Below are 24686 nucleotides of genomic sequence, written 5' to 3'. Positions count from 1 at the left end.
CACATCGACGCAACCGCCAAGGCGACGCGTCGTCGCCTTGTCATTGCATCTGTCGTGATGCCGCCCGTGGCTGCCGCCCCTGTTTCAGCGGCCATGGTGCGAGGTAACGTTACCCCAGGTGGATATCGACGACAACCGTTCTGCGTTAGGGTTGGCGCTCCCAGGAGGAGGGACCCATGCGAAACCTGATCCAGTCCGCATTACCGGCGGCGTGCGCGCTGCTGTGTTCGATCGCGTTGCCTGCAGCTGCGCAGCGTTTGCAGGTGCAGTCGCCCGACGCACGTACGCAGGTGGAATTCACGCTGCGCGAGGGCGGCGTGCCGACCTATCGCGTGCTGTATCGCAACAAAGTCGTGCTCGACGACGCTCCGCTCGGACTGGATCTGGGCCGCGCCGACACGCTCGGCAAGGCGATGACGTTGCAGGGCAGCACCAACGAAACACATGACAGCCGCTTCGCCCTGGCCGTGGGCAAGACGCGTCAGGCACGCGATCACTACCGCCAATTGCGCGTGCAGTTGTCAGACCCCAAACAGCGACGCCTGACAGTGGAATTGCGCGCCTACGACGACGGCGTTGCGCTGCGTTATGTGCTGCCCGACGCCGGTGAGGTGCGGATTCGCAATGAGCTCACCGGCTTTGCATTCCCCAGCGATTACGCATGCTGGAGCTTGAACCTGGGCCGCTTCGGCACCAGCCATGAGGGCGAATACGATGCGATCGCCGCATCCAGGCTGCGCCCGCACAATCTGCTCGAGTTGCCGCTGGTGTGCCAGACCGATGCCAGCGGCACCACGCTGGCAATTGCCGAGGCGAACCTGCGCGATTATGCCGGCCTGTATCTCAGCGGCCGCGAGGATGGCAGCCTGGGCGTGTCGGCGAAATTATCGCCACGCCTGGACGACCCCACGCTGGCCGTCAGCTTTGATGCCAAAGGCCGCGATTTCGCCACGCCGTGGCGGGTGATCATGCTGGGTGACAGCCCGGCCAGCCTGATTGAATCCAATCTGATTTCCGCACTCAACTCACCGCCGGCCTTCGATGCGAGCTGGGTGCGCGCGGGCAAATCGGCATGGGATTGGTGGTCCGGCTCACTGGCCAGCGGCGTGGCACAGCCGGGCATGAATACCGCCACGATTGAGCGCTATATCGATCACGCGCAGCAATTGAAACTGCAATACATGCTGATCGACGATGGCTGGTATTTCGGCAGCACCGGCGATGGCCAGTACAACGTCGATGCCGATATCCGCCGGCCGGTGGAGCAGCTCGACCTGCCGGGCCTGGTGGCCTACGCACGGCAGCGCGATGTCGGGCTGTGGCTATGGGCGCATTGGCGCGCGCTGGATGCGCACATGGACGAAGCACTCGCCTGGTATCAGCAACTCGGCATCAAGGGCATCAAGGTCGACTTTATGGACCGCGACGACCAGCAGATGGTGGATTTCTACCACCGCCTGTTAGCCAAGGCCGCCGAGCACAAACTGCTGGTGGATCTGCATGGCGCCTATCACCCGACCGGCCTGACCCGCACCTATCCCAACTACCTCACGCAGGAAGGCGTGCTCGGCGCCGAGTACAACAAGTGGACCACGCGCATCACCGCCACCCACAACCTCACGCTGCCGTTTACGCGCATGTTGCTCGGCCCGATGGATTACACACCGGGCGGCTTCCGCAATGTGCGTCCGGCCGAGTTCAAGATGCAGCACATCGCGCCGCAGGTGATGACCACACGTGCGCAGCAACTGGCGATGTATGTGGTCTACGAAAGCCCGTTCGCGGTGGTCGCCGACAGCCCGGAACAATACGAAAACGTGCCGGCAGCGCAGTTCCTGCGCGATGTGCCGGCGAGCTGGGATGAAACGCGCGCACTCGATGGCGCGATCGGCGAGCACATCGCGCTGGCGCGGCGCAGCGGCAAGGACTGGTACGTGGGCGCGATGACCAACGAGCAGGCACGCACGCTGAGCTTGCCGCTGGCATTCCTGGGCAAGGGCAGCTGGACCGCCACCATCTATGCCGACGGCGCGGCCCCGACGGAGGTGCGTATCGATACGCGCAAACTCACCTCCAACGACAGCCTGCAGCTGCCATTGGCTGCAAACGGCGGCGCCGCCGTGCGACTGCAAAAAAAATAAGCTCGGCGGGACGGGCTGCGTCCGCTGAGTTGAGCCAAGTCGAGTTGAGTCAAGCGCGCGTACCGTGGCGGTACGCGCGATCGATTACGGCAGGTCCACGCCTGCGCACACCGCCGGGCGTGCATCCTTGAGCGGGCGCACGCCACTGGCGTCGAACTGCAATGCCGCATGCTTGGGCGCAAATGCCGGCCAGGCCGGCAAGCCCTTGGTGTTGGGATTGCCACGCTGCACAAACGCGGCCCAATAGCGCTGCAGACTCACCGGCGGCTGGCCGATCGGCAGACCCTTGAACAGGAACGGCAGCTCGGCGCTATGCGTGACCCGCCCGCCCGGTGCGGCGGTATCGAACACGTAATGCCACACCGGCACGCCGAGCGCGGCCTGATGCTGGGCCACGGTCACTGCCGGGCAACGGAAGGTCAGATCGGTGGACAGCTGCATCGCTGCGTCGCCCTGCCGTGCGGCACGCTGCGCCGCATGCGTGCGTTGCGCCTGCAGCACGGCATCGGCCTGCGCCGGATAGTCGCGACGCAGCCGCGCCTGTGCACCCTGTTTGCCGCCGTATTCCAGCTCCTGCACCACATAGCCGATCAACAGCGGCACCTTGGCCTGTGCACCGTCGGCCAGCAACGCGGCCGGCGCACGCGGCAGCACGCGCCCATCGACGACCGCCTGCAGCCAGATGTAGCCATCGTCATCCAGTGCCGGCACGTCGACACCCTGCCCGGCCTTGATCAGCTGCTCCACCGGCAGCGCGCGCAGCTGCGCCAGACGCGTGGTGGGGTCATCGATACCTGCACGCTTGGCGATCTCCACGCCCAGGGCGCGATTGTCTTCCAGCGAACGCGCCGGCAATCCGAACCCGGCGGTGCCGCTTTGCTCGATCGCCGCCGAAAACAGACCACGTGCCAACGGGCTGAGCATCAGCAAGCCCACATCCTGGCCACCGGCCGACTGCCCGGCGATGGTGACCCGCGCGGGGTCGCCACCGAACTGCGCAATGTTGTCGCGCACCCACTGCAGCGCGGCGATCTGATCGAGCAAGGCGTAGTTGCCGGCGGCTTGATGGTCGCCATCGCGCAGTTCCGGCAGCGACAGGAAGCCGAGCGCACCGAGCCGGTACTGCAGCGTCACCACCAGCATGTCCTGTGCGACCAGGTTGGTCGGCAGATGGCCATCGGCGCCGCCGGCCACATTGGCGCCGCCGTGGATCCAGACGAACACCGGCAGCGGCTTGGCCGGCTGCAGCGTCGGCGTCTGCACTTCGACGTAAAGGCAATCTTCCGTACCGCGGCTGGCCATGGCGTCGTTCCAGCCCAGCGCCGGTTGCACGCACGGCGTGGCGGCCTGGGTCGCATCGCGCACGCCCGACCAGGCAGCGGCCGGTTGCGGCGGCTGCCAGCGCAGCGCGCCCAGCGGCGGCGCGGCAAACGGAATCGCGCGGAACACCGCACTGCCGTCGTCCTGCCACTGCCCGCGCACCAGGCCGTGATCGGTGCGCACCTGCGGCGGTGCGGCAGGCGTGGATGCCGCTGCGGCATGCGCGCTGACGCTCAACGCACAAGCGGCGGCAAGCAGACCGGCACACAGGCGCATCACGACTCTCCACCCAACGCACGGGCACGCCAGGCGGCCTGGAACACGGCGGTGGCCGAGGCCACGTTGAGGCTTTCGACCTTGCCGCTGCCGCGGATCGACAACTGCAGGTCGCAATCGCGCGCGAACTGGCGGTCCATGCCCTCGCTCTCCGCGCCCATCACATACACCAGCCGTTGCGGCAGCGCGGCGGCGAACACGTCCTGGCCGCCCTCCACCAGCGTGGCCGCCACTGCGAAACCGGCCTGACGCAGCTGCGCCATCGCCGTTGCGGTGTCGGGCAGTTGCACCAGCGGCACCGCTTCGGCGCCACCTTCGGCCACGCGCGCGGCTGCGCCGGACAGACCCAGCGTGGAGCCGGCAGGCAGCAGCAGGCCGGCCACCCCGAAGTGCGCGGACGAGCGCAGGATCGCGCCGAAGTTGTGCGGGTTGCCCACGCCATCCAGCCACAGCGCCAGCACTGGCCCCTGCGGCAACGCGGCCAGCCAGTCCTGCAACGGCTGTGGGGCGACGCGCAGCACATCGGCCACCACACCCTCGTGGTGGGCGCTGGCGGCGAGCTTGCTGAGATCGGCTTCCTCGACCACGCGGTAACCGATGCGCTGGGCCACGCACCAGGCCAGCAAGGCCTTGAACTGCGGAATGCGCGCCTCGCTTAGATACAGCTTGCGCACCGCCTCCGGGCGCGCCTTGAACACGGCCTGCACTGCGTTGATGCCGTACAGCCGCAGCTCGCGCGCATTGCCGCCGGACGACGAAGCCGCGGACTGCGCAGCAGCAGGCGTGTACGCCGTTGGCGCCTGTCGTGCCGGCGGGCGCGCTGCCGGTGTGCGCGGCGCGGCGCGGCCCCAGGGATTGTGCGAGGCGCCGGAGCTGCCGCCATCGCGCGGCGGTCGTCCGCCACGTCCATCATGCTGTGTCATCGTCGTATCCAGGGTTCGTGTTGCTTGCCGGCGCTACGGGGATCGTGTCCCCCTTTTGCCACCAGCGTTGCTCGTCATCCTGCAGGCCGGCGCAGCCGGCGGTGCAGACGCATTGGCGACGATGGTAAGCCACTGGCGCAACGAGCCGTATACGAGGTAGCCGAGGCGCTGCTTTCGAGGCCCTGCAACACAGGGACTCAGGTTGACGTTGACGCTATGCAGGACACGCGGATCGGTGCCGATGCCGGTGTTGGATCTGCGCCAACCCGCCGCGTGCAAATGCGCCTGGCCCACGCGTTCGCCAGCGCAGATGGCCGAGGTCAGTCCAGATCGGCCGGCACCCTCACCCGCGCGAACACGCGCAAATTGTGCAGCCCATCCGGCCGCATGATCGCGCCGCGGCTGCAGCCTTCTTCGACAACGCCGTTGCGCAGCAGCACCCTGGCCGATGCCGGATGGTCCCGCCGCGCCCGACTGGCGGAACATGCAGTTGCCTGTAGCCGTTCCTGATGCGATGTGCGCGGTATCTATCGCCACTGCCGATACCGCGCACCCGGGCCGCAGGCCGCGGCTCAGCGCTTGGTGGTTTGCGCCTGCTTGAGCGCGGCGCACAGGCGGATGGTCTCGCCGGTCTGCGCCATACCGCGGTCGGCGCCGCTGAGCGTGGCCAGGCGCGGCTTGAAGAACGCATCCAGGCGGTCGGCTTCTTCCACGCTGCAACCGCCGGACGCGCCCAGCGCCGGCAATCCGCCGCCGTCGAACGAACCACTGCGCTGCACGATACGGTCGAAGTTGGCGGTGAACCACGGCCACATCGACGCGTGCGAGGCCTCATAACTGTGACCGCGCATCAGCAGGCTCTTCATCTCGCCCACCTTGATCGCATCGGTCAGCGCGAAATCACGCACCTGCTTGAGCAGCGCCGGGTCCTGCAGCGTGCCCAGGGCGGCGATCATGGCGTTGCGCTGCGCCGGGTCGGCATGCGTGCGCAATGCGTCGATCAGGCTCTGCACTGCCGGTGCGCCGCGCTCCTGCGCGGTCACTGCCAGTGCGGTGCCGAGCAGATCCGGATTGGCTTTGGAGAAGTCCAGCGCGCCGTTGCCGCCGGCCAGGACCGCATCGCCCTGCGCCAGCAGTGCCTTGCGCACCTCCGCGTTCTGCAGGCGCAGCGCGAACAGCCCGGCCAGCGCCGAACGCAGGCTGGTGTCGTCGATCGACTCGCCGCTACGCCGCGTGTAACCCAGCTGACGCAGACGCGGCAGATACGCCTGTTCGGCCACCTTGCGCAGTGCGTCGCGCTGGGCCTGGCTGGTGGCCTGGTAGCGCCAGATCCACACGAAGCGGTTCAGCAGCGCGGTGGACACATCGGCCGATTCGGACGGCGCCAACTGCTTGAGCGCTGCCAGCACGGCGTCGCCGTCGGTATCGCCGTGGCGGTAGGCCGCATCGATCGCATCGGCATAGGCCAGTTGTTCGTTGTCGTCGAGCTGGCCGACCTGCTTGCCCAGTTCAGCCAGCTGCTTCTTGGGCAGGCTGAAACGGTAGTAGCCGGCGCCACGCGCGTTCGGGAACACCCAGGTGTTCTTGCCTGCGCCATCCAGCACGATGCTGCCGCTGCCGTCGGCGAGCATCTGGCAGGCGGTGCCGACCTGGTTCTTGCCCTTGCCGTACTTGACGCACACCGGCACGCCCCATTGCTGCGCAGTGGAGCCGGTGGAACCGAGCGGCAGATAGCGCTGCTGCTGCAGCTTGACCACGGTCTTGCCGCCTTCGCGGGCGAGCTGGGTCTGCAGATACGGCACGCCCGGCTGATTGAGGAAGCTGCGGAAGGCGGCCTTGAACTCCTCGCCCTTGCCGGCGGCATCGGCGATCGCATCGACCAGATCGTCGGCGGTGGCGCTGCCGAACTTGTGCTTGGCGATGTAGGCGCGCATGCCCTGGCGGAACACGTCTTCGCCGACGAAAGCCTCGAACATCGCCAGCACCGCCGCACCCTTCTGGTAGGTGATGCCGTCGAAGGCGGTCTCGATATCGCCGTTGCCGGTGATCGGCTGGCGGATCTTGCGCGCGCTGACCAGGCTGTCGTTGTCCATCGCGTACTGCGCGCCGCCGATGCGGTCCAGATTGGCGCGATATTCCGGGTGCAGCTGCATGGTGATCTTCTGCTGCATCCAGGTGGCGAACGCCTCGTTCAACCACAGGTCGTCCCACCATTCCATGGTGACGGCGTCGCCGGTCCACTGGTGGGCCAGCTCATGCGCGTTGGTGTTGAAGGAGCGCTGCACGTTCTCGGCCGGCGAGTCCTTGTCCAGCAACAGCAGCCAGTCGCGGAAGGTGACAAACCCGGGGTTTTCCATCGCACCGGCGCTGAAGTCCGGCGCGGCGACCAGATCGAGCTTGTCGAACGGATAGCCGAAGGCGTAATAGTCCTCCAGTGCGGCGATGATTGCCGGGGTCTGGTCCAGCGCCGGAGTGATGCGCGGGCCCTGGCCCTTGGCGGCGATGCCGCGCAACGGGGTCGGGTTGGGGCGCTGCGGGGTGGCCGGCATGGCCGGCACGTCCACCACATCCCATGGGCCGGCGGCATAGGCGACCAGATAGGTCGGCAGCGGCACGGTCGGAGCGAAGGTCACCGTCTTCCAGCCCTTGCCGGCCGGCTTGGTCGAGGTGGCGATGGTGTTGGCCAGCGCCTGGTCGTCGGTGGGTACGGTCAGGCTGAGGTCGAACGGAGTCTTGAACGCGGGTTCGTCGAAACCGGGGAACGCGTAGCGCGCGCTGATCGGCTCCATCTGCGTCATCGCATAGGCCTGGCCCTGGTACTTCACCTGATACAGGCCCTGCAGCTGCTGATTGAGCGGCGCGCTGTAGACGATGTCCACGGTGAGCGTCTGCGGCTGCAGCGTGCGGCCGAAATCCAGGCGCACCACACCGGCCTGCGCATCGGCTTGCACGTAGCGTGCGGTCAGCGCCTTGCCCTTGACCGGCTTGACCGTGACCTTGCTGACCTTCAGTTCCTTGCCGTGCAGCCAGAGGTGATCGGAGGGCTGCTTGAGCTGCACGCGGATGCTGGTGCGGCCGCTGAACTCGCTCTGGTCCGGATCGATCTTGAACGACAGGCTGTAGCGCTCGGGCACTGCCCAGGTCGGCAGGCGGCCATTGGGCACCGGCTCGCCGGAGGACTGCGCCAGCGCGGTGCCGCAGCACAGCGCAAGGAGAGAGGGAGCAAGCAGGCAGGCAAGACGACGCATTGGCGATTCCGGTCAGGGCAACTGCGGGAGTCGACCACAGCCGGGCATGACTGTCATGTGACCTTAGTCATTGCACGACCGATGCGGTGAGCGCGCCGCCCCCAGAGGCAACCGGCCGCGCTGCGGCGTCGCATCGATCGCGCTGGCCTGGTGCTGCCGCGCTCAATGGACACAGCATGCGCCCCGATGTTTGGGTTTTGTTTGCGATGCAGCCAGATGCAAACACCGTGATCAACGCCGATGCCGCAGCATTCCCGCGTCGTCGACCACCGGCAGCAGCGCACCGCTGCCGGTGTCACTCAGGCATGACCGCCTACCGACGGCGTCTGCGCCTCCAGGGTTTCCAGCTCACGCGCCACCGCTTCGGGCGACTTGGTGAATGGCGCAATCAGGCTGTAGAACGCCGGCACCACGTACAGCGACAGCAAGGTGGACAGCGACACGCCGAAGATCACCACCACGCCGATCGTGGCGCGGCTGGCCGAGCCGGGCCCGCCGGCCACCACCAGCGGAATCGCGCCGACCACGGTGGCGATCGAGGTCATCAGGATCGGACGCAGGCGCACCGATGCCGATTCCACGATCGCCTCATGCACGCTGCGGCCTTCGTCGCGCAACTGATTGGCGAACTCCACGATCAGGATGCCGTTCTTGGCCGCCAGCCCCACCAGCATCACGATGCCGATCTGACTGAACAGGTTGAGCGTGCCGCCGGTGACCCACAACCCGACCAGCGCGCCCAGCACCGCCAACGGTACCGTGAGCATGATCACCAGCGGATGGGCGAAGCTTTCGAACTGCGCGGCCAGCACCAGATACACCACCAGCAAGGCCATGCCGAAGGTCAGCAGCACCGCACTGCCGGACTGCTGGTATTCGCGCGACTCGCCCTTCCAGTCCACCTGCGCATACTCGGGCAATTCCTCGCGTGCAGTCTGCTGCGCCCAGGCGATCGCCTCGCCGAGCGGGTAGCCAGGCGCCAGGCCGGCACTGATGGTGATCGCACGCAGGCGGTTGAAGCGATTCAGGGTGCCGGCTTCGGCCACTTCGCTGAGCGTGACCAGGTTGGACAGCGGAATCAGCTCGCCACGTGTGGAACGCACGCGGATGGCGGTGAGGTCTTCCGGCGCCATGCGGCCTTCGCGGCCGGCCTGCAGCATCACGTCGTATTCCTCACCGTTGTCCACGAACGTGGTCACGCGGCGCGAGCCCATCATCGCCTCCAGCGCGCCACCGATCGCGGTGACCGGCACGCCCAGATCGGCCGCACGCAGGCGGTCGATGTTGACGCGCATCTGCGGGCGGGTTTCCTTGTAGTCCGAGTCCGGGCCGACCAGGCCGGGATTGGCTTCCATGCGCTGCAGGATGCGATCGCGCCACTGCGCGATCTCCGCATAATCCGGCCCGCCCAGCACCAGCTGGAACGGCTGGCCACGGCTGCGCACCAGGCCGCCGCTCACCTGCGTGCGCGCACGCACGCCGCTGAGCACGTTGAGCTTCTGCTGCAGTTCGTCGGCCACTTCGGTGGTCGGGCGCGTGCGTTTTTCCCAGTCCTGCAGGAACACGCTGACCCGGCCGGTGTGCATTTCCTCGCTGCTGCCGAAGCCGCCGGGCACGCGCGGGTTGGCCCGCACGATGGGCTTGTCCGGGCCCACGTAGGGGCCAAGGATCGCCTCGACCTGATGCATCTGCCCCACGGTGTAATCGAAGCCGGCGCCTTCGGGCCCGTCGATCATGATCTGGAAATTGCCGCGGTCTTCGGCCGGCGCCAGCTCGGAGGGGATCCGGCCCATCAACCACGCGCTGGCGCCCAATGCCAACAGCATCAGCAGCGCGAAGATCCAGGTGCGATGCACATGCCGCTCCAGCGAGCGCCCGTACGCCCCGGACACGGCCTGCATGCGGCCATCGAACCAGCGATGGAAGCGGTTGGGCCTGGCCTGCCCGTGCGAGCGCAACAGCTTGGACGACATCATCGGCGTCAGCGTCAGCGCCACGAAGGCCGAGATCGCCACCGCCGCGGCCAATGCCACCGCCAGCTCGCGGAACAGGCGCCCGGTATTGCCTTCCAGAAAGCCCACCGGCAGGAACACCGCCACCAGCACCGCGGTGGTGGCGATCACCGCGAAGGCGACCTGGCCGGTGCCGCGCTTGGCCGCCACCAAGGGCGGCTCGCCCAGATCGATGCGGCGCTGGATGTTCTCCACCACCACGATGGCATCGTCCACCACCAGGCCGATACACAGCACCAGCGCGAGCAAAGTCAGCAGGTTGATCGAAAAATCGAACGCGTACAGCGCGATGAATGCGGCGATCAGGCACACCGGCACCGTCACCGCAGGAATCAGCGCCGCGCGTGCGCTGCCCAGAAACACCCAGATCACCACCAGCACCAGCACCACCGCTTCGATCAGCGTGTGATACACGCGCTCCACCGCCGCATCGATGAAGGTCGTGGTGTCGAAGGCGACGAAGATGTTGGTGCCCTGCGGCAGCGATTTCTGCACTTCCTCGGCCTGCGCGCGCGCCTCGCGTGCAACGTCCAGCGCGTTGGCGGTGGAGTTGCGCACGATGCCCAGGCCCACATTGGGCACGCCGTTGCTCTGGAAGTAGGCGCGGCGCTCGGCCGAGGTCAGCTCGACCCTGGCCACGTCGCCCAGACGCACCACATAGCCGCCCTCGCCCTTGCTGAGCGGCAGCTTGGCGAAGTCCTCGGGCTTGAGATAACTGCGCTCCACGCGCAAGGTGAAATCGCGCTGCGCCGATTCGATGCTGCCAGCCGGCAGCTCCACGTTCTCGTTCTGCAGCGCCGCTTCCACGTCGGCCACGGTCAGTTCGCGCGCGGCCAGTTGATCGCGGTCCAGCCAGATCCGCATCGCATAGCGCTGGCGCCCGCCGATACGCACCTGCGCCACGCCGTCCAGGCTGGAGAAGCGGTCCACCACATAGCGCTCGGCATAGTCGGACAGCTGCAGCGTGTCCATCGTGCTGGAGCTCATGTTGAGCCACAGGATGGGGTCGGCGTCGGCCTCGACCTTGGAAATCTCCGGCGGGCGCGCCTGGTCGGGCATGCGGTCGGAGACGCGGCTGACCGCATCGCGCACGTCGTTGGCGGCCGCTTCCACATCGCGCGACTGCACGAACTCGATACTGATATCGGAAGAGCCGTTGCGGCTGCGCGCCTCGATGGTCTCGATGCCTTCGATGCCGGCCAGTGCGTCTTCCAGCACCTGGGTGATGCGGCTTTCCACCACCGCCGCCGAGGCGCCGGTGTATTCCACGTCCACCGACACGATTGGCGGGTCGATCGCCGGCAACTCGCGCAAGGTCAGCCGGGTGAACGACATCACCCCCAGCACGATCAGCAGCAGGCTCATCACCACCGCCATCACCGGGCGGGTAATGGACAGGTCGGAGAGTTTCATCGTGCTGCCTGCGGGCGCGCCGCTGCAGATGCAGGCGCGGCCTGATCGACCACCTTCAGGCCCGGACGCAGCTTGCCGGTGCCGTCCACCACGATGCGCTCACCGGCCTTGACCCCGTCGAGAATTTCCACCTTGCCGTCGCGGCGCTCGCCCAGGCGCACGTCGGCGCGCTCCACGCTGCTGTCGGGCTTGACCCGGAACACGTAGGACTCGCGCCCCACCTGCACCACCGCAATCTCCGGGATCACCACCGCCTGCCGCGCCGGCTGGAACAGGCGCACATCCAGCAACATGCCCGGGCGCAGGCGACGATCGCCGTTGGGGAAGTCCGCCCGCACCGTCACCGAGCGGGTGGTCTCGTCGATGCGCGAATCGATCGCCGCCACCACGCCTTCGAACTGCTCGCCCGGATACGCCGCCGCGGTGCCATTGACGGTATTGCCGAGCTGCACCAGGCCGAACTGCGACTCCGGCACCTGGAAGTCCACGTACATGCGCGCCACATCGTCCAGCGTGGCGATCACCGTGCTGGAGGTGATCAACGAGCCCGGGCTGATCTGGCGGATGCCGAGCACACCGGAGAACGGCGCGCGCACCTCGCGGTCGGTGATCTCCGCGCGCATCTGCTGCACGCGTGCCTGCGCTGCATCGCGCAGCGCGCGTTGCGTATCGACAGTGGATTTGGCCACCAGTTGCTGGCCAACCAGACTCAACTGGCGCCGGTACAGCTGATCGGTTTCCTCGAAGGTGGCCTGCGCGGCCGTCAGTGCCGCCTGCTGCGAATTGCCGCGCAGCCGCAGCAGCAGCTGCCCGGCCTTGACCTCGTCGCCGCTGTCGAAATTGACCTGCTCCACCACATCGCTCACCGCCGCGGTCAGCGCCACCGATTCGCGCGCACGCACAGTGGCGATCGACTGCACGGTCGAGTTCCAGGGCTGGGTGGTCACCGCCTGCACAGAGACCGGGATGGGTTTGGCGGCGGCCGGCGCGGCGGCCTCACGGCTACAACCGGCCAGCGCGACGGCCAACAAGAGCGCTGCGCCGAAACGCGCGCTGGGTCGAACAAGCATCAGAACATCCTGGCGGGGTACGTCGAAAGTTTAACGACCTAGCCGCCATGGAGTTGACAGAAAGGGCGTGCTTTGCACCATGACCAAAGACCCTTGCTGTCGTCGGCGCGATGCGCTGGCCAGCGCAGCCACCGACACGGCGGCGTGGCTGCCGGACGGGTGCGGCCACCGCTCGGCCGCTGCATGTACGCATTCATGCATTGCGGCTTCGCGTTGCCCACACCCGCCTGACGCCTGCCGCTATGTCCTGTCAGCCCCGCTCAGCGTTCCAGCCCGAGAAACTCGAGCACATGACGCGCCAGCGCCTCTACGTTCTCACCATCGGCGTGAAGATGGACCTCCGGCGCCTCAGGCGCCTCGTAGGGCGAATCGATGCCGGTGAAATTGGGAATCTGCCCGGCCCGCGCCTTGCGGTACAGCCCCTTCACATCGCGCGCTTCGGCGACCGCCAGCGGCACGTCCACGAATACCTCGACGAACTCCCCGGCATCGAAGCGCTCGCGCGCCAGTTGCCGCTCGGCGCGGAACGGCGAGATGAAGCTCACCAGCACGATCAGGCCGGCATCGGCCATCAGCCGCGCTACCTCGGCCACGCGGCGAATGTTCTCCACGCGGTCTTCGTCGGTGAAGCCCAGGTCGCGGTTGAGCCCGTGACGCACGTTGTCGCCGTCCAGGATGAAGGTGTGATAGCCCAGCGCATGCAGGCGCTTGTCGACCAGGTTGGCGACCGTGGATTTGCCCGCGCCCGACAGGCCGGTGAACCACAGCACGCGCGGGGTCTGGCCCTTGATACGCGCGCGCGCGGCGCGATCCACGTCCAGATGCTGCCAGTGCACGTTGCCGGCACGACGTAGCGCGAACTCCAGCGTGCCGGCGGCTACGGTGGCATTGCTCTGCCGGTCGATCAGGATGAAACCGCCCAGCACGCGGTTGCGCGCGTACGGCGAGAACGCGATCGGCTCGTCCAGCGCCAGATTGCAGTAGCCCACCTCATTGAGCTCCAGCCGCTTGGCGGCTAACCGCTCCTGCGTGTTCACATCGACCTTGTGCTTGATCTCGCTGATGCTCGCGGTAACCGTGCGCGTGCCGATCTTCAGCCAGTACGGGCGCCCCGGCAGCAAGGCCGCATCGTCCATCCACAGCAGATGCGCGGCGAACTGGTCAGCCACTTCCGGCGGGTCGTCGACGGCGGCAATGATGTCGCCGCGGCTGATATCGATCTCCTCGCGCAAGGTCAGCGTGACCGCCTGGCCGGCGCGTGCGCTGTCCACCTCGCCATTGGCATCCAGCACAGATGCCACCTGCGTGCGGCGCCCGGACGGCACCACCACCACGGCATCGCTCACCCGCACCTGCCCGGCCGCGATGGTGCCGGCGTAGCCACGGAAGTGCTGATGGGGGCGATTGACCCACTGCACCGGCAAGCGGAAGCCGCTGCCGGCTTCCGGCGTCTCCACGTGCACCGTGTCGAGATGCTGCAGCAGATGCGGGCCGCGGTACCACGGCATCTGCGCCGATGGGCTGGACAGATTTTCGCCAGCTAGGGCCGACAGCGGAATGCACTGCACATCGGCGATGCCCAACTGCGCGGCCAGCGCGCGGTAGCCCTCGACGATATCGGCGAAGACCTGCGCGTCGTAGTCCACCAGGTCCATCTTGTTGACCGCCAGTACCACATGTCCGATGCCCAGCAACGACACGATGTAACTGTGCCGGCGCGTCTGCGCCAGCAAGCCCTTGCGCGCGTCCACCAGCACCACCGCGACATCGGCAGTGGATGCGCCGGTGGCCATGTTGCGCGTGTACTGCTCATGCCCGGGGCAGTCGGCGACGATGAACTTGCGCTGGTCGGTATCGAAATAACGGTACGCCACATCGATGGTGATGCCCTGCTCGCGTTCGGCGGCCAGCCCGTCCATCAACAATGCATAGTCGATGCCCTCGCCCTGCGTGCCATGCCGCCGGCTATCGCTCTCCAGCGCGGCAAGCTGATCGTCGAACAGGCGCTTGCTGTCGTACAGCAAGCGCCCGATCAAGGTGCTCTTGCCATCGTCCACGCTGCCGCAGGTGATGAAGCGCAGCAGCGGTTTGGCTTCGTGTTGATGCAGGTAGGCGCTGATCGCGCCGGGATTGGGGAGTGGGGATTGGGGATTGGCAAAGGCAGCTGCTTCCTCCGTTCCGTCCACGGCGAACCGCTGTTGCGAATCCCCAATCCCGAATCCCGATTCCCTGCCCATCAAAAATACCCCTCAAGCTTCTTCTGCTCCATCGACGCGCCTGGCGCATGATCGATCATGCGGCCCTGGCGTTCGGAGCTGGTGCTGACCAGCATTTCGGCGATCACCGCTTCCAGCGTGTCTGCGGTCGATTCGATCGCGCCGGTGAGCGGATAGCAGCCCAGCGTGCGGAAGCGCACCGAGCGCAGCTGCGGCGTCTCGCCGTCGTGCAATGGCAGGCGGTGGTCGTCGACCATGATCCAGGCGCCGTCGCGCTCCACCACCGGGCGCGGCGCGGCGAAGTACAGCGGCACCACCGGTATCCGTTCGCGGTAGATGTACAGCCAGATATCCAGCTCGGTCCAGTTGGACAGCGGAAACACGCGCACGCTTTCGCCGGGTTTGGTGCGCGCGTTGTACAGATTCCACAACTCCGGGCGCTGGTTCTTGGGGTCCCAGCGATGACGCGCGTTGCGGAACGAGAACACGCGCTCCTTGGCGCGCGATTTCTCCTCGTCGCGGCGCGCCCCGCCGATCGCCGCGTCGAAGCCGCCCTGCTCCAGCGCCTGCTTCAGGCCCTGGGTCTTCATGATGTCGGTATGCACCGCCGCGCCGTGGCTGATCGGGCCGACGTCCTGGGCGATGCCGTCGGGGTTGATGTGCACGCGCAGGTCCACGCCGGTCTCGGCAGCACGCTGATCGCGGAAGGCGATCATCTCGCCGAACTTCCAGCGCGTGTCCACATGCAGCAGCGGGATCGGTGGCGGCGACGGCGCGAACGCCTTGAGCAGCAGATGCAGCAGCACCGAGCTGTCCTTGCCCACCGAATACAGCATCACCGGGGCCCGGAATTCGGCGGCGACCTCGCGCAGGATGTGGATGCTTTCGGCCTCGAGCCGATCCAGGTGTGACAGGGGCAGCAGAGTCATCAGGGTGTCGTGGGCGTCGGCGGGCAGACCAGCCGATGGTAGGGCAAGGCGCCGCAGTGTGTGGCGCGGGCCGCCCGCACCCAAATAAGCGGCCGGCATAACGCGATAACGGCTCATCCTTTCTGGCCGCGGCAACGCTTCCCTACCATCACTGGTCTCATCAACCGCCCTGGATCCGAATGACCGCCGCCAGTTCCGCGCTACCGCCCAGCCCCTTGCCCGACGAGCGCAAGGCGCTGCTGGAACGGTTGGTCGACGGCCTGGATGCCGCATCGCTGTGGTGGCTGTCCGGCTACACCGCCGGGCTGGCACAAGGCCAGCCGCCGCGCTCGCTGGCGGTGTTGCCGGGCGGCCAGCCGCACGCGCCGACGCAAGAAAGCCAGCGCCTGACCGTGCTGTACGGAAGCCAGACCGGAAATGCACGCCGGGAAGCCGAGCAACTGGCGGCCGAGGCCGAGGCCGCCGGACTGAGCGTGCGTCTGTTGCGTGCCGACCAGTACCCCACCCGCGAACTGGCCAGCGAGCGACTGCTCTACGTGGTCATCAGCACCCAGGGCGAAGGCGACCCGCCGGACGATGCGATCGGGCTGGTGGAATTCCTGGCCAGCCGCCGCGCGCCCAAGCTGCCCGAGCTCAAGTACGCGGTGCTTGGCCTGGGCGACTCCAGTTACGCCGATTTCTGCGGCATCGCACGCCGCATCGACGATCGCCTGGCCGAACTTGGCGGCAGCCGCGTGCAGCCACGCGGCGAAGCCGATCTGGATATCGATAGTGTCGCTGCGCCCTGGCGCACGCAGGCGCTCAAGCATGCACGCGAGCAGCTCAGGAGCGGCCCGCCATCGGCCACCATCACGCCGTTGCGCAGCAGTGCAGCCGCACCGGTGTGGTCGCATCAGCAGCCCTTCCCTGCAGAATTGCTGGCCAACCAGATCGTCAGCGGGCGCGACTTCAAGGGCCCGCAGTTCCGCGTCTACGCCTTGCCGAGCAAGCGCGTGCGCCATCTAGAATTTTCGCTGGAAGGCAGCGGGCTGAGCTACGAGCCCGGCGATGCGCTAGGCATCCGCCATCGCAATCCGCCGGCGCTGGTGGATGCGGTGCTGGAGACGCTGCGTCTGGATGGTCATGCCGCGGTCACCGTCGGCGAAGAGACTCTGGCCCTGCACGAGTGGCTGGCCACCCGGCGCGAACTGACCAAGCTGTCGCGGCCGCTGCTGGCCGCACATGCCGAGCGTGCGCGCGCCGACGAGCTGCAAGCGCTGCTCGCCCCGACCCAGACCGCCGGCCTGGCGTCTTTGCTTGCCGATCACCAGCTGATCGACGTGCTGCGACGCTGGACGGCGGATTGGGACCATGCCGGCCTGCTGGCCGCGCTGCGTCCGCTCACCCCGCGCCTGTACTCGATCGCCTCCAGCCGCAAGCGCGTGGGCGAGGAAGTGCACCTGGTGGTGGACGAACTCACCTACCAGGCGCACGGGCATGCGCACCTGGGCTCGGCCAGCGGCTTTCTGGCCGCATTGCGCGAAGGCGATACCGCACCGGTCTACATCGAGCCGAACACGCGCTTCCGGCTGCCGGCCGATACCGATCGCGACATCCTGATGATCGGCCCGGGCACCGGCGTGGCGCCGTTCCGCGGCTTCGTACAGGAGCGCGCCGAAACCGGCGCCAGGGGCCGCAACTGGCTGTTCTTCGGCGCGCAGCATTTCAATACCGATTTCCTGTATCAGGCCGAATGGCAACAGGCCTTGCAGCGCGGCGAACTGCACGCACTGGAAGTCGCGTTCTCGCGCGACCAGGCCGAAAAGATCTACGTGCAGCACCGCCTGCGCGCACGCGGCGCCGAGGTCTACGCCTGGCTGCAGGGCGGTGCGCATCTGTACGTATGCGGCGCCATCGGCATGGGCAAGGACGTGCACGCCGCCCTGCTTGAGATCGTCACCACCCACGGCGCCGTGGATGCAGAAGCCGCCGCGGCGTATCTCACCCAGCTGCAAGTGGAGGGGCGGTATGCGCGTGATGTCTATTAGTGCCGGGATTGGGGAGTTGGGATTAGGGATTCGTAACTGCGGGTTCCCCGGGTCTGGTTGTTGTCGTGCTGCTGCTTGTTTGTTTTTGCCAATCCCCAATCACCAATGCCGAATCCCGTCATGAGCCACTCCGTCGAAGACATCAAATCCGAAAGTCGCCGTCTGCGCGGGTCGCTGGAACAGAGCCTGGCCGATGCGGTGACCGGTGCGTTGCGTGAGGACGATCAGACCCTGATCAAGTACCACGGCAGCTACCAGCAGGACGATCGCGACATTCGCGATGAACGGCGTCGGCAGAAGCTCGAACCGGCGTACCAGTTCATGATCCGCACCCGTACGCCGGGCGGGGTGATCTCGCCCACGCAGTGGCTGGCACTGGATGGCATCGCCACGCGGTACGCCAATCATTCGCTGCGCATCACCACGCGCCAGGCGTTCCAGTTCCATGGCGTGATCAAGCGCGAGCTCAAGGCGACCATGCAGGCGATCAACGCCACCTTGATCGATACGCTGGCCGCCTGCGGCGATGTCAATCGCAACGTGCAGGTCGCGGCCAATCCGCTGCTGTCGCAGGCGCATGCCACGCTGTATGCCGATGCCGCGCGGGTGTCCGAGCACCTGTTGCCCAATACCCGTGCGTATTACGAGATCTGGCTGGACGAAGAGCGCGTGTCAGGCTCCGGCAACGAAGAAGAGCCGATCTACGGCGACCGTTATCTGCCGCGCAAGTTCAAGATCGGTTTCGCCGCGCCGCCGCTCAACGATGTGGACGTGTTCGCCAACGACCTGGGCTTCATCGCGATCCTGCACGACGGCGAGTTGCTCGGCTACAACGTCAGCATCGGCGGCGGCATGGGCGCCAGCCATGGCGATGCGGAAACCTGGCCGCGCGTGGCCAATGTCGTCGGGTTCGTCACCCGCGATCAGTTGCTGGAGGTGGCCACCGCCGTGGTCACCACCCAGCGCGACTTGGGCAACCGTGCGGTGCGCAAGCGCGCGCGCTTCAAGTACACCATCGACGATCACGGCCTGGACACCATCGTGGCCGAGATCGAACGCCGTGCCGGCTTTGCGTTGCAACCCGCCAGGCAGTTCGCGTTCGAGCACAACGGCGATCGCTACGGTTGGGTCGAGGGCGACGATGGTCTGTCGCATCTGACCCTGGCCCTGCCTGCCGGGCGCATTGCCGATACCGACACCGCTGCGCATCTAAGCGGCCTGCGCGCGATTGCGCAATTGAACGTCGGCCAGTTCCGCATGACGCCCAACCAGAACCTGGTCATCGCCGGCGTGCTGGCCAGCGAGCGCGCGCGCGTCGATGCCCTGGTCGCGCAATACGGCCTGGATGCCGGCAATCGCGCGCCCACCGCGCTGGCACGCGGCGCAATGGCCTGCGTGTCGCTGCCGACCTGCGGGCTGGCGATGGCCGAGGCCGAACGCTACCTGCCCGATTTCAGCGCGGCCCTGCAGCCGGTGCTGGAGCAACACGGGCTGGCCGACACCCCGATCGTGCTGCGCCTGTCCGGCTGCCCGAATGGCTGCTCGCGCCCGTATCTGGCCGAGATCGCGTTGGTGGGCAAGGCACCCGGCCGCTACAACCTGATGCTGGGCGGCGACCGCCGCGGCCAGCGCCTGAACACGCTGTACCGCGAAAACATCACCGAAGCGGACATTCTCGCCGCACTGGAACCGCTGCTGGCGCGCTATGCGGCCGAACGCGATCAGGCCGGCGACGAAGGCTTCGGCGATTTCCTGCATCGCAGCGGCCTGATCGCGCTGCCGCCCTACCCCACACACCGTCACCTCGACCTGGAATTGCTCGCATGACCGCGCTGCCCGCTGCATCGATCACTGCGTCCGCGCTGGACGACCTGGACGCGCTCAACGCGCAACTGGAAGGCCTGCGCGCCGACGAGCGCGTGGCCTGGGCACTGCAACACGGCCCGCAGGAGGCGGCACTGTCGTCCAGCTTCGGCGCGCAGTCGGCGGTCACGCTGCATCTGCTCACCCAACAGCGCCCGGACATTCCGGTGATCCTGATCGATACCGGTTACCTGTTCCCGGAAACCTACCGGTTTGCCGACGCGCTGGCCGACCGGCTCAAGCTCAACCTCAAGGTCTATCGCCCGCTGGTCAGCCGTGCCTGGATGGAAGCGCGCCACGGTCGCCTGTGGGAACAGGGCATGGTCGGCATCGACCAGTACAACAACCTGCGCAAGGTCGAACCGATGCGCCGCGCATTGGACGAGCTCAACGTAGGCACCTGGTTCACCGGCCTGCGCCGCAGCCAGTCCGGCGGCCGCGCACAGACACCGATCGTGCAAAAGCGCGGCGAGCGCTACAAGGTCAGCCCGATCGCCGACTGGACCGACCGCGACGTGTGGCAATACCTGCAGGCGCACGACCTGCCCTATCACCCGCTATGGGAACAAGGCTACGTGTCCATCGGCGACTTCCACACCACACGCCGCTGGGAGCCGGGCATGCGCGAGGAGGACACGCGCTTCTTCGGGTTGAAGCGCGAATGCGGCATCCACGAGGACATCTGAGCGCGGCGCAGCGCGCGCTCATTACGAAGCGGGCCTGCACCACTACGCGTCGAGTTTGCCGGTGGGCACACTGCCGGGCGCGTCTCTGCCTCGGCGCGTCCGCAGCGCATTGAGGTGACGCGCACGTGCTCATGGCACGGGAACAGGTGCCTGATTGCGCTGCATCCAGTAGCGGTCGAACAGCCACATCAGCAACAACGACACCCCGACCAGCGGGAAGATCAGCCCGCAGATCACCAGCAGCACCAGCAGACCGCGCAGCGTGCGCGGATCGGCCGGCAGCGGCGGCACGCCCAGGCCGCCGACCGGGCGACGCTTCCACCACATCACCGCCGCGCTCACGCACAGCAGCACGATCGCCGCGCAGGCCAGCAACAGGATCACCTGATTGGCAGTGCCGTATTGCTGGCCCAGATGCACGTTGATGCCCCATTCCAGCGCGCGCCCCACTGGCCCGTAATCGCGGTAGCGCATGTCCAGCAGCACCGCGCCGCTGTATTGATCCAGATGGATCACGCGCTGGCGCTGCAGGTCGGCCGGATAGACCGAGGCGGTATACACCCCGGTGGCGCCACGCGGTGGCGAGACACTGTAGCCCGGCACGATGCCGAGCGCATCGAACCGCGCCATCGCCGCATCCAGCCCGATGGCACCGTGACCGGGCGCAGCGACGTTGCCGGTGCCGCCGTGTGCGGCATGTTCCGACTGCACCGCATGTTCTGACCGGCTTGGCTGTTCCGCGTGTTCCGCGTGTTCCGCGTGTTCCGCGTGTTCCGCGTGTTCCGCGTGTTCCGAATGTTCCGAATGTTCTGAATGTTCTGAATGTTCTGAATGTTCCGCACCCGCCAGCGTCACACCCACCCGCCCGTCATGCAGACCCTCATCCACCCCCGCGGCTCCACGCCCAGGCACCGCTGACTCCGGCACACGCGCCTGCCGCAACGACCATGCCGGATCGGTCGTCTCGGACAAACGCTGTTGCGACATCGGCTGCTGCACCCGCACACCGGCCGGATACCCGAAGTCCTGCCCGTTGACCCAGCGATTGACCTGCGCGCCCCACAGCCACGACCACGGCATCCCGGTCAGCGCCAGGAACAGCAACACTGCACCGACGCCGGCACCGGTGACCGCATGCAGATCGCGCCAGAACAGCCGCTGCCGCGGCGTGCCGCGCACGCTGACCACCCCGCCGCGGCGCCCGCGCGGCCACCACAGATACACACCGGTCAGCACCAGCACGATCGCCCAGCCCGCCGCCATTTCGATCAAGCCGCGCGCAAACGGCCCGATCAACTCGAGACTGTGCAGCCGGCGAATCGTCCAGGCCAGGGTGCCGCGCTCGGGCAGCACGCCGAGCACGCGTGCGCGATACGGGTCGACATACACCACCTGCCGCACACCGTACGTGTCGACCAGCCCGATCTCGGCACTGGCATCGGCGCGTGTGGGCGTGGTGTAACGAAACAAGCTGCCGCCATACCTGCGCTGCGCCGCATCGACCAGGCGTTGCGCAGACACCCGCAGCTCGCCCACCGGCACCACCTTCAAGCCATGGTGCACGCTGCGGTCGATCGCCTCCTGGTACAGGAACGCCGCACCGGTCAGCGCCAGCCAGATGATGAAGGGCAGCACCAGCAACCCGGCATAGAAGTGCCAACGCCACACCGCGCGATAAAAGCGCCAGCGGCCATTCCGGCGCGGATCGGTGACGCGGCCATCGCCCATGATTGCGCCCATCAGAAGCTCCAGTCCCAGGACAGCGACAACGCACGTCCATCGCCCGGCGAATAGCCGGAACTACCGGTGTCGTACCACGCATACACGTACGCGCGATCGGTGACATTGCGCAGCTGCAGGCTGAGCGCGTTGCGTGCGTCCAGGTTCCAGCGCGCGCCCAGATTGAGCAGGGCGTAGCCACCGGTGCGCCCCAGCGTATTGCTGCGCTCCAGATAGTAATCGCCTTGCGCATTGCCCCAGGCGCTCAGCTGCACCGCCGCGGTGAGCTGCCATTCCAGCCCGGCGGTAGCCAGCCAGTGCGGCACGTTTTCGATCTCCTTGCCGCGCGTGGTCGGCGCACTCGGGTCCGGCGTGGCGATGCTGGCCTTCTGCCGCGAGTACGACATCCAGGCCCGCCAGTGCTCGGCCGGCTGCAGGTTCAGTTGCGCATCCCAGCCGCGCCGCAGCGTGCGCCCGACATTGGCCACATCGCCGACACCGGCCACGCCATTGACGCCCAGGATGGTGGCGACTTCGCCGGAGGCGCGTTGCTCCCAATACGCCAGGCGGCCGTCCATCACCGCCGATGGCGCGAACTTGAACCCGGCCTCCCAGCCGTCGTTGATCGACGGGCCGAGATTTGCCGGCTGGCGCCGGTACGCGCCATCGCCGCTGCCGATCTGGAAGCTGCGCCCCCAGTTCGCATATACGCTGTTCTGCCCAGCCAGCCGGTAGCTGGCACTGAACTTGGGCTGCTTGATGGTGCCGTAGTCGTACGTCGGTGCGTAAATGCCGGCACGCACATCGTGCAGCTGCCCATCGACACGGTCGATGCGATAGCCCGGCACCAGCTGCAGCCGCTCGATCGGGCTCAGCACCGCCTGCACGTAGGCCCCGCGCGTGCGTAGGTCGTAATCCCAATCGCGCAATTGCGCGCCGCGCACCCGTGCCACGGTGCGGTAGCGCTGCGACTGATTGTCCTGCCACTGCGCATCCACGCCGGCTTCCAGATTGGCCGCCAGCGCGCCCCAATCCGGCTGCCAGTTGCCGCGCAACAGCAGGCCGCGATGGGTCTCGTCGGTATCGCGTTCCTGCTGCAGGCCGGCTGCGGAAAAGCGCACCCAGCGCCGATTGCGGTAATCGTTCTGGTAGGCCTTGGCGCTCCACTGCGCAGCTGCGCCCAGCGTGCCGTCCGCGTGCAACGCGGTCTGCCGCAGCTGGCGTTCGCTGCGATCGTCCTGCGCATACGCCGGCGAACTGCGTGGCGCCGCGCGTGCGCTGGCCGCATCCAGATAGCCGGCTTCCAGTGCGTGATTGTCGTAGTAACGCGTGGTGAGCCCGGCACGGAAGCCGCCATCGGGGTCGGTATAGAACCACTTGCCGGCCACGCTGCGTTTGCGCGCGTCGGCGTGTTCGCGATAACCATCGGAATCGCGCCAGGCCAGCACATAGTTCTGGCTCCATGCGCCATGTTCGAAGCCCTTGCCCAACTGCACCTCGCGCGCACCGAAACTGCCCGCCGTCACGCTCAGGCGGCCATCGTTGCCGCCGGTACGGGTCAGCACATCCACGCTGCCGGCGATCGCATGCAGACCGTAGCGTGCGTCGTTGGTGCCGCGCACGATCTCGATCGCGCTGATGTCCTGCGCAAACACCGCATCCAGATACGGCATGCCGCCGGCATTGTCGTTGCTGGGGATGCCGTCGATCAGCAGCTTCACCGCGTTGATGCGCCCCTCGCCATTGAAACCACGGAACGAGAACCGCCCCGCATCGGTGCCCATGCGGAACTGGGTGACCTGCACGCCCGGCGCACGCATCAACAGCTCCCAGCTGTAGTCCACGTGCTGATCGTGCAGCAGCTCGCCACCGATCACATCCACCGAACTCAGCACGCGTGCCGTGCTCGGGCTGCGCTGGGGTTGCGCGCTCACCTGCACCTTGCCCAGGGTCAATGCCGCATCCTGCGCCTGCACAGTGCAGGCAGGCCCCCACACCAGCGCCAACGATGGCGCATACCACAGCGTTTTCAATAATCGCAACCGCATGACCAACCCTTCGCCGTGCCGGCACGGCAACACCGCCGTGCGCCGCGGCAACACAGCGGGCACAGGCATCACTTCAGGAGAGCGGGTCGTCCATGCAACTGCGTGCGGGCGCGCCGGAAGATCGGGCACGCAATCGCTACAACGCAACGGACGCCCGCGATGGGGCCAGACTCACGCGTACAGCGGCGGCCCACGTGCCCCGAGTGCGGCCCAGCGCAGTATCGATGCTGCGCGCACCTGCCTGTGCACCGGCGCCGGCGCCGGCCGCGCTTGCAGCAGGCACAGCACCAGCAACGCCAGCCACGGCAGCAGGCGCGCGGCCAGCACGCAGTAATCGCAGGCTTCACCATGCGCGCCTGCGTGTTCGCCGGTGTGCGGCTTGGCGGGCGATGCAGCGGCGTCGTGATGGTGCGCGGCCGTCTGCGCCGGCAGGGCCTGATGGTCCGCACGCAGCGAACCGCCCGTGTCCAGCACCGGCCCGCTCATGCACATCGGCTCGGGCGACTGCGCCTGGCTCCAACGGCTGACCAGCGGCGCCACCAGCATCAGCAGCACCGCCAGACAGGCAAGCAAGTGCCGGCAAGGGTGGCGGCGGAGCGAAGGCATTGCGCAAGTGTAAGCCGCCGCATGCCGTAGGGGCGATGGTGGCGGCCGGTGCGCGACCGCATGTCGCACCCATCGGCAACGGCCGCCTTGCCCGCCAGGCTGAGCAGTGGCGGAATCTACCGATCAGGCACCCTGCAGGCGCGCAGACGCGAGTACAGACGAAGTCCTGAAGGGTCGATGCACGACCGT

At 67.2% G+C, this 24686-nt stretch carries 14 protein-coding genes and 1 pseudogene; 4 read left to right on the top strand and 11 right to left on the bottom strand.

Annotated features, from left to right (window positions below):
* The first annotated feature begins 176 nt into the window (after positions 1-176).
* On the top strand, positions 177-2141 hold the full coding sequence (locus tag DYQ94_RS04250) for a glycoside hydrolase family 97 protein (RefSeq protein ID WP_160954835.1): 1965 nt from the start codon (positions 177-179) through the stop codon (positions 2139-2141).
* Positions 2142-2225: 84 nt separating this feature from the next.
* Here DYQ94_RS04250 and DYQ94_RS04245 read toward each other — a convergent pair whose 3' ends face one another.
* From DYQ94_RS04245 to cysD, 8 genes and pseudogenes are all read right to left on the bottom strand, one after another.
* A complete protein-coding gene (locus DYQ94_RS04245; RefSeq protein WP_160954834.1) occupies positions 2226-3740 on the bottom strand; it encodes a carboxylesterase/lipase family protein in 1515 nt (504 codons plus the stop codon).
* Positions 3737-4660, bottom strand: a complete 924-nt coding sequence (locus DYQ94_RS04240) for a TrmH family RNA methyltransferase (protein ID WP_126966304.1) — start codon at positions 4658-4660, stop codon at positions 3737-3739. The genes DYQ94_RS04245 and DYQ94_RS04240 overlap by 4 nt, the downstream gene beginning before the upstream one ends.
* A 320-nt stretch (positions 4661-4980) precedes the next feature.
* Positions 4981-5163: pseudogene (locus DYQ94_RS04235) on the bottom strand (GNAT family N-acetyltransferase); the annotation flags it as partial.
* A gap of 69 nt (positions 5164-5232) precedes the next feature.
* Positions 5233-7908 (bottom strand): M1 family metallopeptidase, encoded by a 2676-nt coding sequence (locus DYQ94_RS04230; RefSeq protein WP_126966305.1) that lies wholly within the window; start codon positions 7906-7908, stop codon positions 5233-5235.
* A gap of 299 nt (positions 7909-8207) precedes the next feature.
* Positions 8208-11333 carry an efflux RND transporter permease subunit gene (locus DYQ94_RS04225; protein ID WP_024940307.1) on the bottom strand — a complete coding sequence of 1042 codons (3126 nt, stop codon included), beginning with the start codon at positions 11331-11333 and terminating at the stop codon, positions 8208-8210.
* Positions 11330-12403 (bottom strand): efflux RND transporter periplasmic adaptor subunit, encoded by a 1074-nt coding sequence (locus DYQ94_RS04220; protein WP_046344036.1) that lies wholly within the window; start codon positions 12401-12403, stop codon positions 11330-11332. The genes DYQ94_RS04225 and DYQ94_RS04220 overlap by 4 nt, the downstream gene beginning before the upstream one ends.
* A gap of 260 nt (positions 12404-12663) precedes the next feature.
* Positions 12664-14640, bottom strand: a complete 1977-nt coding sequence (gene cysN / locus DYQ94_RS04215; RefSeq protein WP_160954833.1) for a sulfate adenylyltransferase subunit CysN — start codon at positions 14638-14640, stop codon at positions 12664-12666.
* Positions 14640-15548: a sulfate adenylyltransferase subunit CysD gene (gene cysD / locus DYQ94_RS04210; RefSeq protein WP_160954832.1), complete on the bottom strand. Its 909-nt coding sequence runs from the start codon at positions 15546-15548 to the stop codon at positions 14640-14642. The genes cysN and cysD overlap by 1 nt, the downstream gene beginning before the upstream one ends.
* 179 nt (positions 15549-15727) lie before the next feature.
* Between cysD and DYQ94_RS04205 the strand changes: the two genes are divergently transcribed.
* The 3 genes from DYQ94_RS04205 (at position 15728) to DYQ94_RS04195 (ending at position 20124) form a co-directional block, all read left to right on the top strand.
* Positions 15728-17575 (top strand): assimilatory sulfite reductase (NADPH) flavoprotein subunit, encoded by a 1848-nt coding sequence (locus tag DYQ94_RS04205; protein ID WP_160954831.1) that lies wholly within the window; start codon positions 15728-15730, stop codon positions 17573-17575.
* 105 nt (positions 17576-17680) lie between these two features.
* Entirely contained in the window at positions 17681-19402 is a 1722-nt protein-coding gene (gene cysI, locus DYQ94_RS04200; protein ID WP_160954830.1) for an assimilatory sulfite reductase (NADPH) hemoprotein subunit, read from the top strand.
* Positions 19399-20124, top strand: coding sequence for a phosphoadenylyl-sulfate reductase (locus tag DYQ94_RS04195; protein WP_024940721.1), 726 nt, complete (start codon positions 19399-19401; stop codon positions 20122-20124). Before cysI ends, DYQ94_RS04195 begins: the two co-directional genes overlap by 4 nt.
* A 129-nt stretch (positions 20125-20253) precedes the next feature.
* On the opposite strand, the gene DYQ94_RS04190 is transcribed toward DYQ94_RS04195, so the two are convergent.
* From DYQ94_RS04190 to DYQ94_RS04180, 3 genes are all read right to left on the bottom strand, one after another.
* Positions 20254-21864: a PepSY-associated TM helix domain-containing protein gene (locus tag DYQ94_RS04190; protein ID WP_160954829.1), complete on the bottom strand. Its 1611-nt coding sequence runs from the start codon at positions 21862-21864 to the stop codon at positions 20254-20256.
* A complete protein-coding gene (locus DYQ94_RS04185; protein WP_160954851.1) occupies positions 21864-23867 on the bottom strand; it encodes a TonB-dependent receptor in 2004 nt (667 codons plus the stop codon). The genes DYQ94_RS04190 and DYQ94_RS04185 overlap by 1 nt, the downstream gene beginning before the upstream one ends.
* 195 nt (positions 23868-24062) lie before the next feature.
* Positions 24063-24497 carry a DUF2946 family protein gene (locus tag DYQ94_RS04180; protein WP_160954828.1) on the bottom strand — a complete coding sequence of 145 codons (435 nt, stop codon included), beginning with the start codon at positions 24495-24497 and terminating at the stop codon, positions 24063-24065.
* Between the last annotated feature and the right edge of the window lie 189 nt (positions 24498-24686).

Origin of the sequence: Xanthomonas sp. LMG 8993 (assembly GCF_009835065.2) — a bacterium.
GTDB lineage: Bacteria > Pseudomonadota > Gammaproteobacteria > Xanthomonadales > Xanthomonadaceae > Xanthomonas > Xanthomonas arboricola.
Note: the sequence above shows the minus strand (reverse complement) of the source record. Positions and strands in the feature narration are given on the sequence as shown.

Bases quoted from the DNA above. Each gene is read 5' to 3' on its own strand.
- DYQ94_RS04180 (WP_160954828.1), bottom strand. From the start codon at position 24,497: ATGCCTTCGCTCCGCCGCCACCCTTGCCGGCACTTGCTTGCCTGTCTG.
- cysI (WP_160954830.1), top strand. From the start codon at position 17,681: ATGCCGAATCCCGTCATGAGCCACTCCGTCGAAGACATCAAATCCGAA.
- DYQ94_RS04225 (WP_024940307.1), bottom strand. From the start codon at position 11,333: ATGAAACTCTCCGACCTGTCCATTACCCGCCCGGTGATGGCGGTGGTG.
- DYQ94_RS04220 (WP_046344036.1), bottom strand. From the start codon at position 12,403: ATGCTTGTTCGACCCAGCGCGCGTTTCGGCGCAGCGCTCTTGTTGGCC.
- cysD (WP_160954832.1), bottom strand. From the start codon at position 15,548: ATGACTCTGCTGCCCCTGTCACACCTGGATCGGCTCGAGGCCGAAAGC.
- DYQ94_RS04230 (WP_126966305.1), bottom strand. From the start codon at position 7,908: ATGCGTCGTCTTGCCTGCCTGCTTGCTCCCTCTCTCCTTGCGCTGTGC.
- DYQ94_RS04190 (WP_160954829.1), bottom strand. From the start codon at position 21,864: ATGGGCGCAATCATGGGCGATGGCCGCGTCACCGATCCGCGCCGGAAT.
- DYQ94_RS04250 (WP_160954835.1), top strand. From the start codon at position 177: ATGCGAAACCTGATCCAGTCCGCATTACCGGCGGCGTGCGCGCTGCTG.
- DYQ94_RS04240 (WP_126966304.1), bottom strand. From the start codon at position 4,660: ATGACACAGCATGATGGACGTGGCGGACGACCGCCGCGCGATGGCGGC.
- cysN (WP_160954833.1), bottom strand. From the start codon at position 14,640: ATGGGCAGGGAATCGGGATTCGGGATTGGGGATTCGCAACAGCGGTTC.
- DYQ94_RS04205 (WP_160954831.1), top strand. From the start codon at position 15,728: ATGACCGCCGCCAGTTCCGCGCTACCGCCCAGCCCCTTGCCCGACGAG.
- DYQ94_RS04195 (WP_024940721.1), top strand. From the start codon at position 19,399: ATGACCGCGCTGCCCGCTGCATCGATCACTGCGTCCGCGCTGGACGAC.